This is a genomic window from Nonomuraea salmonea (assembly GCF_042428605.1).
GTDB lineage: Bacteria > Actinomycetota > Actinomycetes > Streptosporangiales > Streptosporangiaceae > Nonomuraea > Nonomuraea salmonea.
Genome location: NZ_JBHMCF010000061.1, coordinates 35,533 through 56,212, shown reverse-complemented (window position 1 = coordinate 56,212; position 20,680 = coordinate 35,533). Strand labels below are relative to the sequence as shown.

20 protein-coding genes and 1 pseudogene are annotated in these 20,680 nt (G+C 72.6%); 14 read left to right on the top strand and 7 right to left on the bottom strand.

The features are described from left to right. Complete coding sequence (locus tag ACFFR3_RS47650) at positions 1-1,122, top strand: helix-turn-helix domain-containing protein (protein ID WP_379485334.1); 1,122 nt, start codon at positions 1-3, stop codon at positions 1,120-1,122. A gap of 57 nt (positions 1,123-1,179) precedes the next feature. Here ACFFR3_RS47650 and ACFFR3_RS47645 read toward each other — a convergent pair. Beyond that, positions 1,180-1,644: pseudogene (locus ACFFR3_RS47645) on the bottom strand (class I SAM-dependent methyltransferase); the annotation flags it as partial. Between the two features lie 37 nt (positions 1,645-1,681). Here ACFFR3_RS47645 and ACFFR3_RS47640 point away from each other — a divergent pair. Then, a complete protein-coding gene (locus ACFFR3_RS47640; RefSeq protein WP_379485333.1) occupies positions 1,682-2,113 on the top strand; it encodes a MerR family transcriptional regulator in 432 nt (143 codons plus the stop codon). A gap of 3 nt (positions 2,114-2,116) precedes the next feature. Here the strand turns inward: ACFFR3_RS47640 and ACFFR3_RS47635 are convergent, their stop codons facing one another. Further along, a complete protein-coding gene (locus ACFFR3_RS47635) occupies positions 2,117-2,914 on the bottom strand; it encodes an MBL fold metallo-hydrolase (RefSeq protein WP_379485332.1) in 798 nt (265 codons plus the stop codon). 129 nt (positions 2,915-3,043) lie between these two features. On the opposite strand from ACFFR3_RS47635, the gene ACFFR3_RS47630 reads away from it, so the two are divergent. From ACFFR3_RS47630 to ACFFR3_RS47615, 4 genes are all read left to right on the top strand, one after another. Beyond that, positions 3,044-4,306: an NAD(P)/FAD-dependent oxidoreductase gene (locus tag ACFFR3_RS47630; RefSeq protein ID WP_379485331.1), complete on the top strand. Its 1,263-nt coding sequence runs from the start codon at positions 3,044-3,046 to the stop codon at positions 4,304-4,306. A 123-nt stretch (positions 4,307-4,429) separates the two neighbouring features. Then, positions 4,430-5,935, top strand: coding sequence for a PQQ-dependent sugar dehydrogenase (locus tag ACFFR3_RS47625; RefSeq protein ID WP_379485330.1), 1,506 nt, complete (start codon positions 4,430-4,432; stop codon positions 5,933-5,935). 131 nt (positions 5,936-6,066) lie between these two features. Further along, positions 6,067-6,666, top strand: coding sequence for a hypothetical protein (locus tag ACFFR3_RS47620; RefSeq protein ID WP_364374724.1), 600 nt, complete (start codon positions 6,067-6,069; stop codon positions 6,664-6,666). Positions 6,667-6,775: 109 nt separating this feature from the next. Next, complete coding sequence (locus tag ACFFR3_RS47615; protein ID WP_364374721.1) at positions 6,776-6,988, top strand: hypothetical protein; 213 nt, start codon at positions 6,776-6,778, stop codon at positions 6,986-6,988. Between the two features lie 3 nt (positions 6,989-6,991). On the opposite strand, the gene ACFFR3_RS47610 is transcribed toward ACFFR3_RS47615, so the two are convergent. The 3 genes from ACFFR3_RS47610 to ACFFR3_RS47600 all read right to left on the bottom strand — a co-directional run bounded on the left by ACFFR3_RS47610 (position 6,992) and on the right by ACFFR3_RS47600 (position 8,449). After that, a complete protein-coding gene (locus ACFFR3_RS47610; RefSeq protein WP_345405969.1) occupies positions 6,992-7,369 on the bottom strand; it encodes a hypothetical protein in 378 nt (125 codons plus the stop codon). Between the two features lie 125 nt (positions 7,370-7,494). Next, the gene (locus tag ACFFR3_RS47605; RefSeq protein WP_345405966.1) at positions 7,495-7,683 is read right to left on the bottom strand and encodes a DUF4236 domain-containing protein; all 189 of its coding nucleotides are present in this window, start codon (positions 7,681-7,683) and stop codon (positions 7,495-7,497) included. A 121-nt stretch (positions 7,684-7,804) separates the two neighbouring features. Continuing rightward, positions 7,805-8,449 carry a class I SAM-dependent methyltransferase gene (locus tag ACFFR3_RS47600; RefSeq protein ID WP_345405964.1) on the bottom strand — a complete coding sequence of 215 codons (645 nt, stop codon included), beginning with the start codon at positions 8,447-8,449 and terminating at the stop codon, positions 7,805-7,807. A gap of 109 nt (positions 8,450-8,558) precedes the next feature. On the opposite strand from ACFFR3_RS47600, the gene ACFFR3_RS47595 reads away from it, so the two are divergent. Then, the gene (locus tag ACFFR3_RS47595) at positions 8,559-9,476 is read left to right on the top strand and encodes a neutral zinc metallopeptidase (protein ID WP_379485329.1); all 918 of its coding nucleotides are present in this window, start codon (positions 8,559-8,561) and stop codon (positions 9,474-9,476) included. A gap of 74 nt (positions 9,477-9,550) precedes the next feature. Here ACFFR3_RS47595 and ACFFR3_RS47590 read toward each other — a convergent pair whose 3' ends face one another. Both ACFFR3_RS47590 and ACFFR3_RS47585 read right to left on the bottom strand, forming a co-directional pair. Further along, complete coding sequence (locus tag ACFFR3_RS47590; protein WP_364374711.1) at positions 9,551-9,853, bottom strand: STAS domain-containing protein; 303 nt, start codon at positions 9,851-9,853, stop codon at positions 9,551-9,553. After that, entirely contained in the window at positions 9,850-14,145 is a 4,296-nt protein-coding gene (locus ACFFR3_RS47585; protein WP_379485328.1) for a SpoIIE family protein phosphatase, read from the bottom strand. The genes ACFFR3_RS47590 and ACFFR3_RS47585 overlap by 4 nt, the downstream gene beginning before the upstream one ends. A 159-nt stretch (positions 14,146-14,304) precedes the next feature. Between ACFFR3_RS47585 and ACFFR3_RS47580 the strand changes: the two genes are divergently transcribed. The 7 genes from ACFFR3_RS47580 to ACFFR3_RS47550 all read left to right on the top strand — a co-directional run bounded on the left by ACFFR3_RS47580 (position 14,305) and on the right by ACFFR3_RS47550 (position 20,675). After that, the gene (locus ACFFR3_RS47580) at positions 14,305-14,661 is read left to right on the top strand and encodes an STAS domain-containing protein (protein WP_345405955.1); all 357 of its coding nucleotides are present in this window, start codon (positions 14,305-14,307) and stop codon (positions 14,659-14,661) included. A gap of 101 nt (positions 14,662-14,762) precedes the next feature. Continuing rightward, the gene (locus tag ACFFR3_RS47575; RefSeq protein WP_379485327.1) at positions 14,763-15,626 is read left to right on the top strand and encodes an STAS domain-containing protein; all 864 of its coding nucleotides are present in this window, start codon (positions 14,763-14,765) and stop codon (positions 15,624-15,626) included. Beyond that, positions 15,626-16,006, top strand: a complete 381-nt coding sequence (locus ACFFR3_RS47570; protein ID WP_345405949.1) for an STAS domain-containing protein — start codon at positions 15,626-15,628, stop codon at positions 16,004-16,006. Before ACFFR3_RS47575 ends, ACFFR3_RS47570 begins: the two co-directional genes overlap by 1 nt. Next, positions 16,003-16,404, top strand: a complete 402-nt coding sequence (locus ACFFR3_RS47565; protein WP_345405946.1) for an anti-sigma regulatory factor — start codon at positions 16,003-16,005, stop codon at positions 16,402-16,404. The genes ACFFR3_RS47570 and ACFFR3_RS47565 overlap by 4 nt, the downstream gene beginning before the upstream one ends. Further along, positions 16,401-17,402, top strand: coding sequence for a SpoIIE family protein phosphatase (locus ACFFR3_RS47560; RefSeq protein ID WP_379485326.1), 1,002 nt, complete (start codon positions 16,401-16,403; stop codon positions 17,400-17,402). The genes ACFFR3_RS47565 and ACFFR3_RS47560 overlap by 4 nt, the downstream gene beginning before the upstream one ends. After that, a complete protein-coding gene (locus tag ACFFR3_RS47555) occupies positions 17,399-19,078 on the top strand; it encodes an ATP-binding response regulator (protein ID WP_345405940.1) in 1,680 nt (559 codons plus the stop codon). Before ACFFR3_RS47560 ends, ACFFR3_RS47555 begins: the two co-directional genes overlap by 4 nt. Beyond that, positions 19,071-20,675 carry a SpoIIE family protein phosphatase gene (locus ACFFR3_RS47550; protein WP_364374696.1) on the top strand — a complete coding sequence of 535 codons (1,605 nt, stop codon included), beginning with the start codon at positions 19,071-19,073 and terminating at the stop codon, positions 20,673-20,675. The genes ACFFR3_RS47555 and ACFFR3_RS47550 overlap by 8 nt, the downstream gene beginning before the upstream one ends. Positions 20,676-20,680: the final 5 nt, after the last annotated feature.

The window sequence follows — 20,680 nt, the reverse complement described above, 5'->3', positions numbered from 1 at the left end:
GTGGAGGCTCTCGCCGTACGGCTGTCCCAGCTCGACTCCCAAGCCGGAGGCGCCATCAGGGTCGTCATGTTCTACGACACCCTCATGCGCCGCCGCGTCGACCTGCCCGCACTCACCCGCGCCTCAGCCGGCCTCGCCGAATGCGTCACCGGCCTCCGCCTGCACGGCACCGGCCAGGCCATCCGCTTCGGCCCCGACGGCAAGCAGATCACCGGCCCGCCGCAGCCCCCGTCCACCAGCACCCCCATCCTCCTCGACGACGAAGAGATCGGCACCTGCTGGCTCGAACGCCACGACACCCCCCGCACCCTCGACGACCTCCTCCTCGACCGCCTCGCCATCGCCGCGGCCGCCGTCGTCGAACGCTACGGCCCCGCCCGCACCACCATGGCCGACCCCGCCCTCGTCGAACTCGCCATCAGCGCCGACACCGACGAAGCCGCCAGAGCCCGCGCCCTGCGCCTGCTCGGCTTCGCCCCCGGCCTGCGCCTCCACGTCGCCGCCGTCCACACCGCACTCCCCCTCGACCAGGTCGGCACCGCCATCTGCCCCATCCGCCCGGTCAAAGCCGCACCCCTCGCCGGCGTCGGCGCCATCCTCGCCACCACCCTCGACCCCACCCGCTTCCCCGCAGGCGTACGCGCCGGCATCGGCACCGCCCCCGACCCCGCCCGCGCCTGGCACGAAGCCCGCACCGCCCTCCGCTTCACCACCCACCGCCGGCCCATCACCCACCACGACGACCTCGGCGTCGTGGCCCTGCTCGCCCACATCCCGGAAGCCGCCGCCCGCGACAACCCCGACGTCACCGCCGTCGCCGCCCTCGCCCCAGAAGATCTCGAAACCCTCGACGCCTACTGCGCCACCGGCTCACTCCGTCGCGCCGCCGACCTCCTCCACCTTCACCACAGCAGCGTCGCCCGCCGCCTCGACCACCTCGGCCGGACGCTCGGCCTCGACCTCACCACCCCGACCGGCCTGATGCGCGCCCACCTGGCCCTCACCACCTGGCGCCTCCTCACCACCCGGGGCAGCGGCGAGGACGCAGGCCACCGGCGGACGCAGCTCCAGGGTCTCCACCCGGAACCCCACGAAACCGGCCTCAGCCAGCAAGCCCTGTAGCTCCTGCGCCGCCCGTGCCGTCGTCTCCCGAGTCGCGCCCGGGCACCGGGGCTGGCTGACCAGCGCGATCCGCCCACCCGGCCGCAGCAGCCCCCGCAGCTCCCGCAGCCGATCCACCGGATCGGGCCAGAACCCCACGCTGTTCACAGCGAGGACCACATCGAGCGGCCCGCCGAAATCCGGCAACCGCTCCACCGAAGCCACCACGAGCCGCACCCGGCCGGCACGCACGGCCGCGGCATTACGCCGCGCCGCCTGCCGCGCCATCGTCGCCGAATGATCGACCCCGAACACCCGGCCGGCACGACGCGCGAACTCCGCGATCGCCACCCCAGGCCCGAACCCGATCTCCAGCACCCGATCGGCAGGCCGCACGTCCAGCAACGACACCGCCCACCGATTCCGCCGCCTGTTGGAAGGCCGGTACGCGAACAGCGCCCCCTCCAACCACCCGACCACACCCCGAGGGCGATGCGCCTGACTCACCAGCGCCGCGATCACCCGATCCCTGAAAGTCGCCATGAACGAAGTCAACAACTTCAAGTACGCTTGAAGTCAAATGCCTCAGCACCTGACCATCGGCGAACTGGCGGCCCGCACCGGCGTCGCCACCTCCGCCCTGCGCTACTGGGAAGAACTCGGCGTGCTCCCCGCCCCCACCCGCGTCTCAGGCCGCCGCCGCTACCCACCGTCAGCCGTCGAACAGGTCGGCCTCGTGCTCCTGCTCCGCGGCGTCGGCTGCACCCTCCAGGAGATCGCCGCCTTCACCTCCGCCCGCACCTCCGACGGCTGGCGCGAGCTCTACCAACGCAAACTCACCGAGCTCGACCGCCGCATCGCCCAGGCCCAGGCGGCCCGCACCGCCATCGAGCACGGCCTGGCCTGCTCCCACGAGCTCATCACCGACTGCCCCCGCTTCGCCGGCGGCATCACCGCCCTCCTCGAAGGCGCCACCCTCGGAGAGGCCCACGAACGCGCCCACACGACCTGACTCTCAGTCAGCCAGCGGGACCCAGGCGCCGTGCGCGGCCAGGTGAAGACGCGACGACGAGCCGGCCTCGTCGAACGCCCTCACCAGATCAGCCGCCCCCTCGCTGAAGTGCGCCCACCCGTCGTAGTGCGCGGGAACGACCCGCGGCGCGCCCAGGATCGCAGCGGCCGCCGCCGTACGCACGCCGTCCAGACTCAACGGCCGGTCACGGAACTTCCCCGGTACCCGCGCCGCCCCCGCATGCAACACCGCCACGTCCACCGCCGGAAACCGCCGCGCCACCTGCACCACGACCCGGATCGACGCGTTGTCCCCGCTGACATGCACCGTCGGCAACCCCGCGCCCTCCAGCACGAACCCGATCACCTCGCAGTTCACGAACCCGTCGGCGTCCCGCTCCCCGTCCTCAGGCCCGTGCACCGCGGGCACCGCCGTCACCACCAGCTCACCACCGCCCGGACGCGGCACCGACCGGCTCTCCCACGCCGCCAGCCCCACGGCACCACCGCCCAGCCGCTCGCTCGCTCCGCGCGTGGTCAGCACCAGCGGGGCCGCCTGCGCGAACGCGCGTCCCCGGTCGTCGAGGTTGTCGGGATGGACGTCATGGCTGACCAGCACCAGGTCCACCGGCCCCAGGCGGTCCTCGCCGACCGCGGGCCCCTCGACCTTGGTGAGGTAGCCGTGCGGACCAGGGTCGTCGAACGTCGGATCGCTCACGATCCGCAGCCCGCCCAGATCCAGGACGACGGTCGGCCCGCCCACCACCATGACGGCGCTCTCCTGACGCGGAATCTCCCCCATGAAGGGAGGTCTTCCCAGGTGCGGGCTTCTGAACGGTGGAGAGGATGAGACGCGTCACCAGCCCGGGGCCTTTACATTGTAGATTCGTAAGGAATGTTGGACGGCGGCACGCGCGGGCAGAGGCCCCGCATGGACAGCGACCGGGGAACGCGAGAGCCCGTCATCGTCGTCGGCGCCGGAATGGCAGGACTCGCCTGCGCCCTCCGCCTCCACGAGGCCGGGGTGCCGGTGCGGGTGCTGGAGGCGTCCGACGGGGTCGGCGGCCGGGTGCGTACGGACCTCGTGGCCGGGTTCCGGCTGGACCGCGGCTACCAGGTGTTCATCAGCTCCTACCCCGAGGCCCGCCGCGTCCTCGACATCGGCGCGCTCGACCTGCGCCCGTTCTCCTCCGGGGTGATCGTGCGGGGCAGGACCGCCGAGGCCAGGGTGATGCTGCCGTGGCGGCACCCGGGGCACGCGTTCAGCGCGCTGATGGCCGGGGTCGGGACGCTCAAGGACAAGGCCGTGCTGTCCGCCGTCACCGGCCGCGACCTCGCCCTGCCTGCCTCGGTGCTGCGCGAAGGGGCCGAGCGGCGTACCGATGAGGAGCTGCGCGCCTGGGGCATGTCCCCCAAGATGATCGACTGCCTGATGCGTCCCTTCCTGGCCGGCGTGCTGCTCGAACGCGAGCTGGAGACGTCCAGCCGGGTCTTCCACCTGCTGTGGCGGTCGTTCGCGCGCGGCACCATCGGCCTGCCCGCGCACGGCATGGGCGAGATCCCCCGCCAGCTCGCCGACCGGCTGCCGCCCGGCACCGTCACGCTCGGCGCGCGGGTGGAGGAGGTGACGGACGGCGGGGTGCGGCTCGCGGACGGCACCACGATCAGCGGCCCGGCCGTCGTCGTGGCCGCCGACCCGCACACGGCCGCACGGCTGCTGGAGGAGATCGAGGCGCCGCCGATGCGCGCGGTGACCACCTTCTACCACGCCGCTCCCCGCTCGCCGATGGGCGAGCCGACCCAGATCGTGGACGCCACCGGCGTCATCACCGACACCCTGGTCGTCACCGACGCCGCGCCGGAGTACTCGCTGGACGGGCGGGCGCTGGTGTCCACCTCGGTGCTCGGCCTGGACGTCGACGAGCGTACGGTCCTGCGGCGGCTGGGCGAGATCTACGGCGACACGTCCGGCTGGGAGCACGTCGCCACCTACCCGATCCCGGCCGCGCTGCCCGCGATGCCGCCGCCGCACCCGCTGCGCAAGCCGGTACGCCTGCGCTCCGGACGGTACGTGTGCGGCGACCACCGCGACACCGGCTCGCTGCAGGGCGCCCTGGTGTCGGGCCGGCGCGCCGCGGACGCCGTGCTGGCCGACCTGCCGTCGCGCGTGAGGCCCCGCTCCCCCGCGATGTAAGTTTCATCGGCCCGCGGCAGGAGCAGCCGTATCGCCGCAGGTCAGCGAAGGGGTCCGGCAAGGCACCGCGCGTCTTGATCGCGACCCTGGTAACGGCGGCGGATGATCTTATACCGTCCCGGCATGCCAGGAAAACGCTGGGCCGCGTCCACGCTGCTCGCCCTGTCCCTCCTCGCTGTCGGCACCCCGCCGCAGGCCGCCGCGAGCGCGGCGCCGGAGGTGCCGCTGGAGGAGATCAACGCGGTCACCACCCAGGTCGCCTTCGGCCTGCGCCGCCCCGTCGCCATCGCCGCCCCGGACGACGGCACGGACCGGCTGTTCATCGTGGAGAAGCGCGGCACCGTACGCGTCTACCACCCCGACACCGGCCTCGCCCCCGACCCGATCATCGACATCACCTCATCAGTGGACGAGTCGGGCAACGAGCGCGGCCTGCTCGGCATCGCGCTCTCCCCCGGCTTCGCCGACGACCACGAGCTGTACCTCGCCTACACGGCGCTGCCGGACGGCGCGGTCACCCTCGCCAGGTACGACATGGACGACGAGAGCCTCGACCCGCTGCTCGCCCAGGAGCACGGCGAGAACACCAACCACAACGGCGGCGACCTCGCCTTCGGCACCGACGGCATGCTCTACATGAGCATCGGCGACGGCGGCGGCTCGGGCGACCCGTTCGACAGCGGCCAGCGCCTGGACACCCTGCTCGGCAAGATCCTGCGCATCGACGTCAGCAGGACCTGCGGCGACCTGGCGTACTGCGTGCCCGGCGACAACCCCTTCGCGGGCGTCGCGGGCGCGCGGGGCGAGATCTGGATGTACGGCGGCCGCAACCCCTGGCGCTTCTCCGTGGACCACGCCGGCGGCTCGATGTGGATCGCCGACGTCGGCCAGGGCCGCTGGGAGGAGATCAACCACGTCAAGCCGGGCGACCAGGCGGGCGCGAACCTGGGCTGGTCCTGCTTCGAGGGCTTCGAGGTGTTCGACGAGGCGCAGTGCCGCCCGGACGAGACGTACACCAAGCCCGTCTTCACCTACTCGCCGCACACCGGCGGCTGCGCGGTGATCGGCGGCGAGGTGTATCGGGGCGAGCAGTTCGCCGACCTGGTCGGCGGCACCTACATCGCCACCGACTACTGCTCCTCCACGGTGTGGGCGCTGCGCGAGGACGGCGAGGGCGGCTACCAGCAGGCCGAGCTCGGCCAGACGCCGACGCAGGTCACCGCGTTCGGCGCGACGCCCGAGGGCGAGCTGTACGTCGTCAACGACCTGCCCGGCGGCCTGCACCGCGTCACGTTCGAGCGGGCGACGCCGACGTGCCACGTCCGGTACGTCAAGCAGGCGTGGGGCACCGGCATGACCGTGGACCTCACGATCACCAACACCGGCGCCGCCCCGATCAACGGCTGGACGCTGCGCTTCCCGCTGCCGCGCGGCCAGCAGGTCGTCTCCGACTGGAACACCGACCTCACCCAGTCAGGTGACATGGTCACCGCCGCGTCCGCGGCCCACAACGCCGCGATCGCGCCGGGCGCCAGCGTCACGATGGGCTACCTCGTGAGTCACACGGGTGACAGCTCGCTGCCCAGCCGGATCTCGCTCAACAGGGACGCCTGCAGCGTCACCCGCTGAGCCGGAGGGGCCGAGATGCGGCGCGGCTCGCGTATGGATAAGGTTCTTGATCAAATGCCGGGTGTGCCGGCGGGGCGCTCCCCCGCCGGCCCGCCCTGCGCCGGTGCAAGAGCGATGATCAGGGAACGTGAGTGGCCAGCCAGAGCAGGGGACGGCCGGGTTGGCTCCATGTCGGCGCGCTCGAGGACCGGGTGCGCAGGGCGTGGGACCCTGGCGCGTTCCCGCCGGCCGAGACCCTGCTCGCGATCATGACGTTCTCGGCGGTGCCGCGCGTCCTCGGCACCCGGCTGGCCGGCCATCTCCACGGCGGCATCATCGTGGGGCCGGGCTCGGTGCCGGACTTACCGGGGTTCGAGCACCTGCGTGGCACCTCGCTGCCCGTCCAGCAGGGCTGGTGGGACCGCAGCGCCGGCGTCTACGACCCGGCGCGGCGCGTCATCGGGGTCGGCAGCGTGCCGTCGCCGTCGGCGAGCGTGGCGGCGCACGAGCTGGGCCATGCCACCGACGACATGGACGGCATGCCGTCGCAGAGCCCGTTCTGGCTGCACCTGCATGCCAGGAGCGCCCGTTACCTGGCGCCGCCGTACCGGGAGACGGTCACCGAGCTGTACGCCGAGGCGTTCGCGTGCGTGCTGGTGCGGCGGGCGCGGCGGCTGATCCAGCTCTTCGACGACGAGCACACCGCTCAGCAGGTCTACACCTGGTTCGCCAGGCGGTACGGCATCGGCTGAACGAACGGCTCCCGGCGGCGGCGCATCCGGCCGCTATGCTGGGGTACGAGACTGTGGTGATCGAAGTGCCCGCCATCACACGCGGCATCACACGGAGGGGATGAAGCACATGACCGCGATTCTGCTGGCCGGCGGCGTCCTCCGCGTCCCCGCCGCCACCGTGCTGCCCGACGGCACCCACGTCGACGGCACCCGTGACATCACCCCCGAGGCGCCCGACTATCAGGAGTGGCTGCCGCACGCGATCGACGAGAAGGCGTCCTGGCACGGCGACCGCGACGACGAGGCCATCCTGCGCCGCTGGCGCTCATCCGACGCCTGACGCTCAGGTCGTCACCCTGACCTGCAAGGTGCGCGAGTCGCCCACGAGCGGCGCCACCGCCATCCCGGCCCTGGTCAGCGCCTGCACGCAGGTCGTGATGCGGCCGGTCGCCGCCGGGTAGGGGTCCGTACACGTCACCAGGAACAACCCGGCGTCCCCGGCCGAGACGATGAAACCGGCGCAGCCCGCCCGGCGCAGCAGCGCGTGGATGCGCTCGCTGTCGCGGTCACGCTCGCTCCACAGCGGCCGCCCGCCGGCGCCCACCCCGTAGGTCGGCCCGTCGTCCTGCATGGGCGTCCCGGGGTGCCCGCCGCCGGTCAGGTGCGGCGCGCCTCCGCGGACGCGCCCGTCGTCGTCGCCCTCGTATCCGTGCTTCCGCATGGCGGTCACCTCCCGCCGCCGACTTCCCCGAGCGGAGGCGGTGAAACGGCGGGCCCGGTAAAGGCGGACACGGTAAAGGCGGACACGGTAAAGGGGCGGGCCGGAGCCCGCCCCCTCACGACGTGTCAGCGGCTGCTGCCGATGGTCTTGCGCCAGTGCAGGCCGCCGGGCAGGTTGATCGACAACGTACGGCGTCCGTCCGCCGACCGGGTGACGCGGAACAGCCGGTTGCCCCAGCTGTGCCCCACACCGCGGCGGGACAGGTTCAGCCGGAACGGGCCGAACTTCTTGGACTTCCGGTAGCTCCAACCCATATCGCTTTTCCTCCATGAGTGTGCGAGAAGCCTCCGCTACCCACAGAACGCGCGATATATCGCCTTGAGTAAAAATCGCCGGCGCCGAAGGGAGGTGAGGACGGCTTGCCCGACGCGCGCGTCAGGCCGGCCTGCGAGCGAAGACGAACGCCTGCGGCTGCTCGCCGTCCGGCTCCAGCAGCAGCTGGGCCTCGATCTCGAACCCGGCCGCACGCAGCCAGCCGGTCACCTGCCCGGGGTCGCGGCGGTGGACGCGGACCTTCATCGGGTGCCCGCCGTAGCCCCGCGTCTTGAGCCGTACGTCGCCGCCCATGTGGAACAGCAGGTGCAGCGGCGCGCCCGGCCGCAGCGCGCGGTGGAAGCGGGCGAGCACGCCCGGGACCTCGTCGTCGGGCAGGTGGATCAGGGACTGCCAGGCGATGACGCCGCCCAGGGAGCCGGGCTCGGCGTCGAACTCGGTCATCGAGCCGGCCTCGAAGCGCAGCCCGGGGTGCTCGCGGCGGGCCAGGTCGATCATGGCGGGCGACAGGTCGAGGCCGTACGCGGCGACGCCGAGGCGGTCGAGGTGGGCGGTGACGTGGCCGGAGCCGCAGCCGACGTCCGCCACCGGGCCGCCACCGACCGCGCGCACGCTTTCGGCGAAGAGCTCCAGCGGGAGGCGCAGATACGGACGTTCGGGGATGGCGTCACGCACGTACGCGGCGTAGCTCTCGGCGACGGTGTCGTAGGAGTCGCGGGTGTCGGTCAGCCAATGATCTGTGCCCATGGCGCAGCACCCTAAACCCCTCCGCCCCCTACGCATCGTGAGCCTCTTTGTACATATTTTGTCAATCTCGCCCCAACCTGCCATAACTTGACCTACTGTTTGGGCACATATGAACAACCTTCCTCATTCCAGACTCGCGGCCATCGCGGCCGCGGGCGTGGCCCTCACCGTGGCCGCGTCCTCGCAAGTGTTCGTCATGGCCGGCTCCGCCTCGGCCTCCACCTCGGCCTCCACCGCCGCGGTGAGCCGGCAGGCACTGCCGGCTCCTGCGCAGGCGGTCCCGGCCCCGGCGGCCGTGAACAGCGCCGCGCAGAGCAGCGCCGCGCTCGCCAACAAGTCGCTGGCGACCGCCAACCGGATCTACCGGTCCGGGCGCTTCGCCGATGTGAACTGCCGGCCGGGCTCGCTGCCCCGTGGCAGCACGGCCGCGTACAAGCGGTTCCTGACGCGCGTGACCACCTGCCTGAACAACGCGTGGTCCCGCCAGTTCCGCAAGGCGAGGCTGCCCTTCTCCAAGCCGCGGCTGCGCATCGTCACCCGTAAGGTGAACACGCCCTGCGGCAAGTGGAACGCCGGCGCCGAGGCGGTCTACTGCTCCGCCGACCGCACGATGTACATGTGGATCAGCAAGACGCAGCTGCGCCAGCCGTTCCCGCTGGGCATCACGCGGCTCGTCGCCCACGAGTACGGCCACCACGTGCAGCAGATCTCCAAGATCTGGAGCTACTACTGGACGGCCCGCGCCAGGGCGAGCAAGTCGCAGCAGCTGGCGCTCTCGCGCCGCTCCGAGCTGCAGGCCGAGTGCTTCTCCGCGGTGTTCATGTCCACCCTGCAGGGCCAGCCGGACTTCACCGACCGCGAGTGGGACTACACCGTGGACTGGTTCAGGAAGAACGGCGCCAAGGGCTGGCCGCAGAACGACCACGGCAGGGGCCCCACCCAGGCGAACTGGATGACGCGCGGCTTCAACAGCGGCTCCCCCGCCGCCTGCAACACGTGGAAGGCCTCCGCCAGGGCCACCCTCTAAGCGTGCAGCCGCAGCTCACATGAGCTGAACAAGGGCCGAACCCCGCTCGGGTCCGGCCCTTCTCCGTGCCGCGGTCAGCCGTCGTCCTCGCTCCTGGTGACGGTGGTGACGTCCACGAGGCCCGAGATCTCCAGGACGGGCTCCAGCAGCGGGTTGGCGACCACCCTGATCCGCCCGGCATGGGAGAACAGCACGGTCAGTCCCGCGCTGTCGAGGTACTCGACCGCGCTCAGGTCCACCAGCACGGTGAGGCCCGACGTCCTGGTGAGCGCGTCGTCCAGGGTGGCGGCGTTGCTCATGTCCACCTCGCCGGTGACGGCGAGCACGGGGGTGCCGTCGGGCAGCTCTGAAGTGACCAGGCTCAGGGGTGCGGTCATCGGGCGATCCTCGCATGCATGTCGACGATGGTGCCGGCGGCGCCGGGCTGGATGGTGACCTCCTGCATGAGGGCGCGCATGAGGGCGACGCCACGGCCGCGGTGGGAGTTGGCCTCCGGCTGCGGCGCCTTCCACCGGCCGGTGTCGGCGACGGTGAGGCGGACGTCGTCGCCGGTCGCCACCGCCCGCAGCCGGATCGTCTCCCCCGGGCTGTCGCGGTGGCCGTGCTCGATCGCGTTGGCGCACGCCTCGCCGGCGGCGACCAGGATGCTCTGCGCCTGCGCCGAGGTGACCTGGCAGCGGCTCAGCCAGGTGCGCAGCGCCGAGCGTACGGGGGCGAGCTGGCTGGACTCGGCGGGGAAGGCGACGTCCAGCGGCGCGGGCTGCCGGTAGAGGAGCAGGGCGACGTCGTCGCTGTAGCCGCCGTCGGGGGCGAGCCTGGCCATGACGTCGGTGGCGAGGTCCTCGATCGGGGTGGACCGTCCGTCCTGGACGGCGGCGCTGGCCTGGTCGATGCCCGCCGTCAGCGGCCGGCGGCGCCGCTCGACCAGGCCGTCGGTGTAGAGCAGCAGGGTCGAGCGGGGCGGCATCGTGCACGTCGCCTCGGTGCGGGGCCGGGCCGGCCGGACGGCGAGCGGCGTGGAGCGGCCGCCCTCCAGCAGCGTGGTGCCGCCGTCGGCGCGGGCCAGGATGCCGGGGGGATGGCCGGCGCTGGCGTAGACGAGGTCGCCGGTGGCGGTGTCGAGCACGCCGCAGAAGACGGTGGTGCACTTGGCGCCGGGGATGAGGGCGGCGAACCTGTCGAGGGTGGTGAACACCTGGGCGGGGCTGGAGTTCTGCAGCAGCAGGGCGCGGCAGGCGCTGCGCAGCTGGCCCATGACGGCGGCGGCGCCGAGCCCGCGGCCGACGCAGTCGCCGACGACGATGCCGATGCGGGCGCCGGCCAGCGGCACGATGTCGTACCAGTCGCCGCCGACCTCAAGGGGACGGCCGGCCGGCTCGTACCGGACGGCGAAACCGTCGGGCAGCGTGGACGGGCCGAGAATGGCCCGCTGCAACGCCACGGCGGCCTCGCGTTGCTGGTCGAGCTGGTGCACGCGGTGCAGCAACTGCCCGAGGTGCCCGGCCAGCAGCGCGAGCATCGTCTGGTCCTCGGCGGAGAAGGGCCGGTTCTGTCCCAGATCCACCCACACGGCCAGCAGCCCCTCGGGATGTTCGAGGGTGATGCCGGCACCATCGGTCTCGGTGGCGACCGGCCGCAGCGGCGGCTGCTCACGCAGCCCGCTCAGCGCCCCCTGAAGCTGCTCGGGCAGCTCGTCCCAGCCTTCGCCGTCCGGAACACCTACGACAACGGGCGGCCCCTCGACGGGAGCAAGTGGTGCCTCCGCGCCGGCCCAGAGGGCGGCGAGGACCTGGCGGGCGCGCCAGACCTCCTGGAGGGCGGCGAGGCCGCCGGAGAGGGCCCCGGCCAGGTTGTCGGCCTGGGAGGCGCGCATGCTGAGCGCGGCCAGCGCGCTTTCGCGCTGCACCAGGTAGTGCTCGGCGGTGACGTCGCGGAGCGTGCCGACGACCCGGCGGCGGCGGGTGTCGGGGTCGGTGACCTCGTTGAAGGTGACCGCGATCCAGACCTGGTGGCCGTCGCGGTGGACGGCCGGGATGACGCCGCTCCCCCTGCCCTCCCCGACGAGCCGGCCGAACAGCTCGGCGACCAGCGCGTGGCCCTGCGGGTCGGCGTCCTGGTCCGGCCACCACGGGTGCAGCGGGGCGTACGGCAGGCCGTCGGGCCCGTAGCCGAGGATGTCGGTGAACGCCGCGTTGATCTCGATGACCGCGCCGTCCTCGTCGGTGACGAAGAACGCCTCCTGCAACGAGTCGATCATGGCGTTGCGCCAGCGGGCGTGGTGGTTGCGCATCCGCGCCAGCTCCACGTTGGCCCTGGCCCGCGCCAGCAGCTCGGCCGCGGAGAACGGCTTGACGAGGTAGTCGTCGGCGCCCGCCGACAGCCCCTCGATGGCGGCCTCCTGCCCGGCGCGGGCCGACAGCAGCAGCACCGGCACCCCGGCCGTACGAGGGTCGGAGCGCAGCGCCGCGACCAGGGCGAGCCCGTCGAGGTGCGGCATCATGACGTCGCTGACCACGAGGTCGGGCGCGTCGGCGCGGACGGCGTCCAGGGCGCGCAGGCCGTCACCGACGGCGCTGACCTGGTAACCGGCGCCCCTGAGCAGCCTGACGAGGTATTCGCGCATGTCGCCGTTGTCGTCGGCGACCAGCACCCGGGGCGGCGCGCCGTCGCCGGGCGCCGCGGAGCGGGCGTCGGCGGGCAGCTCACCGGCTGGGTCGTCCTCGGGCAGCCAGCGCATGACCTCCTGCACGTACGCGTTCCCGAGTGCGGGGACCGGCTCGCCCGCGCGGGCGGGCACGACGCTGCCGGCGGGCAGGTGCGCGGAGCCGAACGGCAGCCGGATGGTGAAGGTGGTGCCCGCCCCCTCGGCGCTGGCGGCGGTGATGGTGCCGCCGTGCAGCCCCACCAGCTCCTGGACGAGCGCGAGACCGATGCCGCTGCCCTCGTTGGAGCGTGAACGGCCGCTCTCGATGCGGTGGAAGCGCTCGAACAGGCGGGGCAGCTCGTCGGCGGCGATGCCGATGCCGGTGTCGGAGATCGTCACCTCGGCCTGCCCGTCACGCGCGGTGACGGCGACGGTGATGGAGCCGTCGAAGGTGAACTTCAGCGCGTTGCTGAGCAGGTTGAAGACGACCTTCTCCCACATCTCGCGATCGACGCAGACCGGCTCGGGCAGCGGCGGGCAGTCCACGCGGAAGACCAGGCCGGCCTTGTCGACGGCGGAGCGGAAGACGCTGGCCAGCTCGGCGGTGACGGCCGCGAGGTCGACCGGCTCGTAGCGGGCCTGCATGCGGCCCGCCTCGATGCGGGAGAAGTCGAGCAACGTGTTGACGAGCTTGCCGAGGCGCAGCCCGTTGCGGTGGATGACCTCGAGGTCCTGCAGCACCTGGGGCTCGGCGTCGGCGAGCGCGGCGCGCAGCTCGTTCACCGGACCCATGATCAGGGTGAGCGGGGTGCGGAACTCGTGGCTGATGTTGGAGAAGAAGACGGTCTTGGCGCGGTCGAGCTCGGCCAGCTCCTCGGCCCGCCGCTGCTGGGCCTCGTAGCTGCGGGCCGAGGCGATGCCGGCCGCGACGTGGCCGGCGGCCAGCTCGATGAAGCCGCGGTAGCGCTCGTTCAGCGGCCGGTAGCGGTTGAGCGCGACCACCAGGAACCCGTACGGCGCGTTGCCCTGCTGCCGCAGCGGCACGGCCAGCGCCCGCGTGGGCGGCTCCGTCCAGGCGCCGCAGGGCAGGTCGCGGAACGGGTCGCCGTCCAGCTCGACCAGCGTGGCCTCGCCCGCCGCCAGCTCCTCGGCCGGCCACACTCCTGCCGCGTCGGCGGGGGCCGCGGGGTGGCCTGCCGCGATGCCGGTCGACGCGGCCAGCCGCGCGCGGCCGTCCTCGTCGAACAGGTACGTCAGCGTGAACGGCAGGTCGCGCAGGTTGTGGCCGAACTGCCGCCCCGCGAAGGCCAGCATCTCCTGCTCGGTGCGCACGACGCTGGGGTCGGAGCCGAGGTCGCGCAGGGTCGCCATGCGCCGCTCGCCGGTGACCCGCTCGGTGTCCTCGCTGACCACGCAGAGCATGCCCACGACCGCGCCGCCGTCGTCGCGCAGCGGGCTGTAGGAGAACGTGTGGTACGTCTCCTCGGGGTAGCCGGCCCGCTCCAGGAAGAGCAGCAGCGCCTCGTCCCAGGTCGCCTGCCCGGTGCGCAGCACGGCGTCGATGCGGGGGCCGATGTCGCCCCAGATCTCCGCCCACACCTCGGCGGCGGGCCTGCCGAGCGCCCACGGATATTTGTGGCCCAGCGTGTCGCGGCGGTAGGCGGCGTTGCAGAAGAACGTCAGCTCCGGCCCCCACGCCATCCACATGGAGAAGCGGGACGACAGCAGGATGCTGACCGCCGTGCGCAGGCTCTGCGGCCAGTCCCGCGGCGGGCCGAGCGGGGTCGCGGCCCAGTCGACGGCGGCCAGGTCGCGGCCGACCTCGTCGTCGGCGGAGAAGGCGGAGAAGATCGCCGTGCCGGCCGCGGGCGCGGGCGCGCCGTCGTCCTCGGGTGCCATGCGGACCCTTTCCTCTGCGGCGAGCGTGGGGCTCACCGCCAGCTGGGTGATCGTGGGGTCGCCGACCGCGGCCTGGCACTTCCGGTGTGCGGCCTCGGTGCTACGGCCGTACGTAGAATAGGGCAATTCCCTCCATGCAGGGCGGCGCTTGCCGGCCCGACACCTCAAGCCATCGGCGATCGATACGCCACGGTGCGTAAACTGAGCGCACCCCTCGGCCAAGGCGCCCGCACGGTTCGCCACGGCGTCCGCCTCGTCCGTCCCGCCCTCCCCTCAGGAGCCTTGGTGCAGCACGACCACGGTCTGACCGTCACCTACCAGCCGCATTCTGCTCGCATCCATGTCCTGGTCGTGTCAGGAGACCTGGACCACCACACTTCTTCGCGTCTGCTGGCGGCGCTCGACGACGTGACGTTCGCGCCAGGTGACGCGCTGGTGGTCGATCTGTCGGCGCTGACGTTCTGCGACTCCACCGGCGTCTCGATCCTGGTCACCGCGCATCAGCGGGCGCGGGAGGCGGGCGCGCGGGCGGCGCTGGCGGGGCTGGCCCCCGACATCGCCCACGTCTTCAAGATCATGGGTCTCGACCGACTGCTCTCCTTCCACGACACCACCGCGGACGCCATCGCGGCCCTGGGGTGACGCCCTCCTCGCGTGCGGAGCGGAAGCGACAGTTCCACCGTGGAAAGCCCGATACCCTTCGTTCCATTCCACCGCAAATCACCCACTATGGGGAGCGCACTTTGACCGCACACGCCGACGCCGGCCGGCTCCGGATGGAACAGCTCCTGCGCGAGCAGGACGAGACGATCCTCAAACGCTGGACCGACCTCGCGCTCGCCACCGTCGGGGGCCGCGCCGACCGGGGTGTGCTGGCCGGCCGCCTGCGCGACGTCTACCAGGCCCTGCAGCACTCGCTCGGCGAGGGCGCCGACACCAGCGACCTGCGCGGCCTGCTCGCCGACCTGTCCAGGGCGCAGGCCAGGGAGGGCTTCACCCCGTCGGAGACGGCCACCGTCGTCTTCAGCCTCAAGGAGGCCGTCTACGCGCTGCTGGAGACCCAGGAGGACGCCGCGGCGCTGCGCGGCTACATCTGGCTGTCGCGCCTCATCGACGACCTCGGGCTGTTCACGTTCGAGACGTTCGTCACCGCCCGTGAGCGGATCATCTCCGACCAGGCCGAGCAGCTGCTGGAGCTGTCCACGCCGGTGGTCAAGCTCTGGGACGGCATCCTCGCGGTGCCGCTGGTCGGCACGCTCGACTCCGCCCGTACGCAGGTCGTCATGGAGAAGCTGCTGCAGGGCCTGGTCGACACCGGCTCCGAGCACGCCGTCATCGACATCACCGGCGTGCCCGCGGTCGACACCCAGGTCGCCCAGCACCTGCTCAAGACCGTCGTCGCCGCGCGCCTGATGGGCGCCGAGTGCGTCATCTCCGGCATCCGCCCGCAGATCGCCCACACGATCGTCACGCTCGGCATCGAGTTCGGCGACATCGTCACCAAGGCGACGCTGGCCGACGCGCTGGCGTACACGCTGCGGCGCAGCGGCGTGCGGTTCACGCGGTCGGCCGACAAGCAGGTCGTCGTGGGGCTGGAGCAGGCCTGATGGAACGTGTCCCCGTTCTCAAGCTCGGCGACCTGCTGATCGTCTCCATCCAGATCGACCTGCAGGACCAGAGCGTCCTCATGCTGCAGGAGGACCTGGCGGACGCGATCGTGAACAACCGGGCCCGCGGCGTGATCATCGACATCACCGCCGTGGAGATCGTCGACTCCTTCATCGGCCGCATGCTCGCGACCATCGCCTCCATCTCCCGGATGCTCGACGCCGAGACCGTCGTCGTGGGGATGCGCCCCGCGGTCGCCATCACGCTCGTCGAGCTGGGGCTCTCGCTCGGCGGCGTGCGTACCGCTCTCAACCTCGAGAAGGGCGTGGCCATGCTCAAGGAACGCGACGAGACCGGCGCTGCCGCGGTGCAGGAGTGACCTCACCCATCGAGCTCGCCATCGCGGGCAACAGCGACGTGGTCATCGTGCGCCAGCAGGTCCGCACCAGCGCGCAGCAGGTGGGGCTGTCGCTGGTGGACCAGACCAAGCTGGTGACCGCGGCCAGTGAGCTGGCCCGCAACGCTCTCACGTACGCCGGCGGCGGGCGCGTGCTCATCGAGGTGGTCAGCAACGGCCTGCGTGACGGCCTGCGCCTGACCTTCACCGACGAGGGCCCTGGCATCTCCGACCTGAACCAGGCGCTCACCGACGGGTGGAGCACCGGCGGCGGGCTCGGCCTGGGCCTGAGCGGCTCGCGGCGGCTGGTGGACGACTTCGACCTGCACTCCAAGGTGGGCGAGGGCACGCGGGTGACGGTGGTCAAGTGGGCCAGATGATCCGCTCCCGGGACGAGTCCTGGGTCCGCGTGGAGGACGCCAGCGCCATCGGGGCGGCCCGCAGGGCCGCGATGACGCTGGCCGAGTCGTGCGGTTTCGACGAGCACGACCGCGGCAGGGTCGCCGTCGCCGTCAGCGAGGCGGCCTCCAACCTGGTCAAGCACGCCGCGGAAGGCGTGATGATGATCCGGTCGCATCCGGAGACGGACGCCGCCGTCGAGGTGATCGCCATCGACAAGGGTCCCGGCATCCACGACCTGTCCCGCGCGGCGCGCGACGGCTACTCCACCACGGGCACGCTCGGCCTCGGCCTCGGCGGCATCGCACGGATGGCCTCGGCCCACGACGTCTACACCGTGCTGGGGCGCGGCACCGTGGTCGGCATGTGCTTCACCGCCACGGGCACCACGCCCCCCGTCCCGCTCGCGAGCGGGCTGGCCCGGCCGATCGGCGAGGAGGCCGTCTGCGGCGACGCCTTCGCCTACGTCGAGTCCGGGAGCACGGTGATCGCCATGCTGTGCGACGGCCTCGGCCACGGCGAGCCCGCGGCCGTCGCCTCCCGCGAGGCGGTGCGGGTCTTTCAGGACCATTACGACCTGCCCGCGGTCCTGCTGCTCGAGCGCATCCATCACGCGCTGCGCGGCACCAGGGGCGGCGCGGTGTCCGTCGCCCGGCTCGACCGGGCGGCCGGCGTGATCCGTTATGCCGGGCTCGGCAACGTCTCGGGCTGGATCGTGCACGCCGAAGGCCGCCAGGGCATGATCTCCCTGCCGGGCATCGCCGGCCACCAGCGCGACAAACTGCGCGAGTACGACTACGCCGTCCCCCCGCACAGCCTGCTCGTCCTGCACACCGACGGGCTGACCGAGCGCTGGGACGTCACCGCTTTCCCCGGCCTGTCCGCGCACACCCCGGCGGTCGTGGCCGCCACCCTGCTCAGGGACGCCGGCACCCGCAGGGACGACGCGACCGTGCTGGCCGTACGAGCCGCGCCGTGAGCGGCGAACGGCTGACCACCATCCGGGTCGACGACGACCAGGACGTCTACGCCATGCGCCGGCTGGGCCGCGAGGTCGCCGCCGCGCTGGAGATGTCGGAGCAGGACCAGATCAGGGTGGCGACCGCGCTCAGCGAGCTGGGCAGGGAGATCGCGATGGAGCGCGGCGCCGGCATGCTGGTCACGTTCTCCCTCGATCCCGGCGAGCTGGTGGTCGAGCTGAGCTTCTCCGAGGCGACCGGCGCGCAGGACACCGAGGGCGTCACGCTGGCCGCCCGGCTCATGGACGTCGTCGATCGCGCCCGTCCCGGCCGGCTGGTGCTGCGCAAGCGGCTGCCGCGCGGCCGGGGCACGCTGTCGATCGCGCGGCTGCGGGCCAAGGTCGAGGCCCTCGCGCCGGTCAGCGCCATGGACGAGCTGCGCCAGCAGAACCACGTGCTGGCCGCCACCCTGGAGGAGGTCCGCCGGCTCAACGCCGAGCTGGAGGAGACCAACCAGGGCGTCATGGCGCTGTACAACCAGCTGTCGGCCGAGCTGGAGGAGACCAACCGCGGCGTCGTCGCCCTCTACGCCGAGCTGGACGAGAAGTCGACGCAGCTGCGGCAGGCCAGCGACGCCAAGAACCGCTTCTGGGCGACGGTCAGCCACGAGCTGCGCACCCCGCTCAACTCGATCATCGGCCTGGTGCGGCTGCTCACCGGCCCGGGCGGTGAGCCGCTGGGCGCCGAGCAGGCCCGTCAGGTCGAGCTGATCGGCTCCTCGGCCGAGACGCTGCTGACGCTGGTCAGCGAGCTGCTCGACATCGGCAAGGCCGAGTCGGGCCGCCTCGATCCGCAGGACACCACGGTCGATCTGGTCGCGCTGGCCGAGCGGCTGCGCATGACGATGTGGCCGGCGAAGGGCAGCGAGCGGGTGACGCTGAGCGTGCGCATCCCGCCGCCGCCGTTCACCATGGTGGCCGACGAGGCGATGCTGACCAAGATCCTGCGCAACCTGATGGCCAACAGCCTGAAGTTCACCCAGGAGGGCGAGGTGCTGCTGGAGGTCTCGCACGACGTGGCGGCCAGCGAGGCGGTCTTCACCGTGACCGACACCGGCATCGGCATCCCCGCCGAGCACCTCGAGCGCGTCTTCGAGGAGTTCTACCAGGTGCCGGGGCCCGAGCAGACGCGGGTCAAGGGCACCGGGCTGGGCCTGCCGTACGCGCGGCGCCTGGCCGAGGCGATGGGCGGCACGCTCACCCTCACCAGCGAGCCCGGCGCGGGCACCACGGCGGTGCTGCGGCTGCCGTACGAGCCGGACGACGTGCCCGTGGTGGGGCGCGTGCTGATCGCCGACGACGACGAGAACTTCCGTGCGGGGGTGCGGCGCATGCTGACCGGGTTCGCCGAGCACATCGACGAGGCCCCCGACGGCGCCGCGGCGCTCGCCGCGATGACGGCGGCCACGCCCGACCTGGCGCTGCTCGACCTGCTGATGCCGGAACTGGACGGCGCCGCCGTGCTGCAGCGCATGGCCGACGACGAGCGGCTCCGCGACGTCCCGGTGATCGTGATCACGCTGGCCGTCGCGAACCGCCACCCCGAGGGGGCCGCCGCGGTGCTCGGCAAGCAGGGGCTGCGCAGGGACATGCTGCTCGGCGCGGTCCGACAGGTGATTGGAGGCGGCCATGCCTGACCTGGCACCCTTCACGGCGACGATCCTCGTCGTCGACGACACCCCCGCCAAGCTGTACATCCTGTCGAGCTGGCTGCGCAGGGCCGGGTACGCGGTGGTGGAGGCCTCCGGCGGCCTGGAGGCGTTGCAGCGCATCGGCGAGGTGTCGCCCGACCTGGTCGTCCTGGACGTCCGCCTGCCCGACCTGTCCGGGTACGAGGTGTGCGAGCGCATCAAGAGCGACCCGGCGACCGCGTCCATCCCCGTCATCCAGATCTCCGGCGCCGCCATCACCGCCGCCGACCGGGCGCTCGGCCTGCACCGGGGCGCCGACGGCTATCTCGCCGAGCCGATCGAGCCGGACGAGTTCGTCGCCACCGTGAAGGCGGCGCTGCGCTACCACCGCGCCCGGCAGCGGGCCGAGCGGCTGGCCGGGCGGCTGCGCGCGCTCACCGATCTCACGCTGGAGATGAACGCCGCCCAGACGTTCGACGAGCTGCTGTCCATCGCCGCCTCGGGCACCTGCCGCATCCTCGACCGGCACGCCGGGGTGGTGGCGCTCGCGCCGGACGGGCGTACGCGCAGGCTGACCGCCGGGCCGCCGGACGCCGCCGCCGTCACCAGGACCGCGCCGCCCGCCGCCCTGGAGACGCTGGGCGAGCAGGCGCTCGGCCAGCAGCTCGGCACGGAGCTGCTGACCATCCCGTACGCCTACTGGTCGGAGGTCGCGCCCGACACCCCGGCGCGGCGCGACATCGTGGCCGTCATGTCGCGCACCAAGCGCGACCGGCCGCCCGTCCTGCTCGGCCTGGAGCCCCACCCGCCGCTGGACGAGGACGAGGCGAGCATGCTGCGCCAGCTCGGCCAGGCGGTCGCGCTGGCGGTGGAGGCGCTGCGCGCCTACGCCGAGGAGCACGCCATCGCCCTGACGTTGCAGCGCAGCCTGCTGCCGTCGCGCGTGCCGCAGGTGGCGGGGCTGGACATCGCCTGGCGCTACCAGCCGGCGGTGGACAACGTCGAGGTGGGCGGCGACTTCTACGAGGTGCTGGAGCTGGACGGCAAGGTGCTGTTCGCGGTGGGCGACGTGCAGGGGCACTCGCTGCTGGCCGCCACCGTGATGGCGGAGCTGCGGCACGCGCTGCGCGCCTCGCTCATCGGCAAGATCGAGCTGGACCAGTCGCTGGCGCTGCTCAACGACGTGCTGCGCCGCTACCACCGGCGGATGACCGCGACCGTGTGCCTGATGCTGCTCGACCCGGCCACCGGGGAGGCGCAGATCGCCAACGCGGGCCACATCCCGCCGCTGCTGCTGGACGGCGAGGGCGAGGACGACGGCGCGGCCCGCTACCACGAGAAGTTCGGCAACCTGCTGCTCGGCGTGGCCGAGGAGGTCTACAGGATCGACCGGGTGAGGGTGCCGCCGGGCGGGGCGGTGCTGATGTTCACCGACGGGCTGGTGGAGGACCGCGACAAATACCTCGACGACAGCCTGGAGATCGCCCGCCAGGCCGCCTCGGCGATCAGCGGCGACGTGAACGAGGCCGCCGACCGGCTGATCGCGGCCTTCGGGGCCCGCGAGGACGACGTGGCCCTGGTCATCGTCCGCCGCCACCGTTAGGACGC